We start from the raw sequence: 1937 nt of genomic DNA, 5'->3' as shown, positions 1-1937 counted from the left end.
GCGCTGCGCTTCTGGCCGGTGCTGCTCATCTTCCTCGGCCTGAACGTGCTGGTCGTGCAGGCGCGCCCGCCGCTGGGCACGACGTTGAGCTTCCTGCTGGCGCTGGCGGCGGCGGCCGTCTTCGGCTACCTGCTGCTGCAGGGCGCGCCGGAGCGGGCGCTGGGCCGGCTGGGGCTGGACGCCAGCGCCCCCGACCTGCGCCAGCAGACCTTCGACGTGGGCCTGGACGGGGCCACGTCGGCCAGCATTGATCTGAACCTCGGCCGCTTCCCCACCGACATCGCCCCCCTGGCCGCCGGCGATGACCGGCTCATGGCCGGCGTGATCGCGACCTACGGCAATGTGGACGTGCAGCCGCGCCGCGACGCAGCCGGCCGCGTCGCGGTCGAGTTCGGCGAGGAGGGCGGCGGCGCGTGGTTCCTCGACCCGCGCACCTGGATCGATCAGAGCGGCCAGTGGACGATCGGCCTCAACCCCGACGTGCCCACCGACCTGCGCGTGGACGCCGGCAACGCCGCGGCCACGGCGGCGCTGGAGGCGTTGACGCTGACCAGCCTGACGCTGGACGCGGGCAACGGCGGCGTGACGGCCGCTCTGCCGCCCGGCGACTACGACATTGCGCTTGACGGCGGCAATGGCAGTCTGACGGTGACGCTGCCCGATGACGGCGTGCAGGAACTGCGGCTGGACGGCGGCAACGGCGGGGTGACGCTGCTGCTGCCGGAGGGCGTGGCCGCGCGCATCGAGTACAACGAGGGCAACGGCAACGTCAACGTAGACGACCGCTTCGAGCGCGTCAGCGGCGACGGCGACGAAGGGGTCTACGAGACGGCCGGCTACGACGCGGCCGCCGGCCGCATCCTGATGCACATCGACACCGGCAACGGCCGCGCCACCGTCACCGCGCCGTGAATCATCGGTAAAACGTCAGCCGCGCGTGTGGCATCCGAAGGCGGTGGCTGATACACTTCCGCCGGAAGACCAGACAGGTTTTCCGTAATCTGTCCGGTTTATAATACGAGTATGGAAGATTCAACAACTGTCGAATTTCAGGATAGCACCCGCCCGCTGGGCGAGACACTGCAAGGGCTGGCCCGGTCGATTACCGGCGAGTACGTCACCGTGCGCGAACTGCTGGCGATGGTCGGCGAGCAGGGCTTGCTACTGGCGCTGATGTTCCTGACCATCCCCTTCCTCGTGCCCATCTCCATCCCCGGTGTCAGCACCGTCTTCGGGCTGGTCGCCATCCTCATCTCGTTGGGCGTCACCTTCAACCGCGTGCCCTGGCTGCCCGACCGGCTGCTCGACCGGCCGCTGGGGGCGCAGAAGCTGGCCCAGGCCATCGAGCGCGGGGCGACGATGTTCGGCCGGGTGGACAAGTTCAGCCACCCGCGCCTGGCCCGGCTGACCCAGACGGCGGCCATGAACCGGCTGGCCGGGCTGGGGCTGCTGCTGGGCAGCGTGCTGCTCATCTTCCCGCTGGGCCTCGTGCCCTTCTCCAACACCCTGCCCGCCTGGGGCATCCTGCTGCTGGCCGCGGGCATCTTGCAGCGCGACGGGCTGCTCATCCTGCTCGGCTACCTCTTCCTGCTGGCGACGATCATCTACTTCGCCGTCCTGGCCGGCATTGCCATCGCCACGGGGCAGGGGATTATGGGGCTGTTTGGGAGATGAATTAACCACGGATTGGACGGATATAACGGATTGAACCCTAAGGTTCAATCCGTTTTTTTATCCGTACAATCCGTGAGAATCCGTGTTTAAACAATTGGTTATTGTGTTCCAATCGGGTGCGTATTATAATGTAGACAGAGGTGATCTGGCCTGCTATCGAAGTCACCTCCCGCTTGATTGCGCCGGCTTGGAGGCCCGCCCCCAACCAAGTGGAGGAGTATCATGTCTCCCAGATTGCGCATTGTCTTTTGGATTCACGCCAT

At 66.5% G+C, this 1937-nt stretch carries 2 protein-coding genes; both read left to right on the top strand.

Translation table 11 applies throughout. The features are described 5' to 3' along the window. Window positions 1-912: hypothetical protein (locus ACE3UY_RS01105; RefSeq protein ID WP_374685711.1), on the top strand; the 912-nt coding region annotated here is incomplete at its 5' end. A 111-nt stretch (window positions 913-1023) separates the two neighbouring features. Continuing rightward, window positions 1024-1674, top strand: a complete 651-nt coding sequence (locus tag ACE3UY_RS01100; RefSeq protein WP_374685710.1) for an exopolysaccharide biosynthesis protein — start codon at window positions 1024-1026, stop codon at window positions 1672-1674. The last annotated feature ends 263 nt before the right edge of the window (window positions 1675-1937 follow it).

This window comes from Promineifilum sp. (SeqCode), assembly GCF_041918635.1.
Classification (GTDB): domain Bacteria; phylum Chloroflexota; class Anaerolineae; order Promineifilales; family Promineifilaceae; genus Promineifilum.
This window is presented reverse-complemented; position numbering and strand designations above follow the sequence as displayed.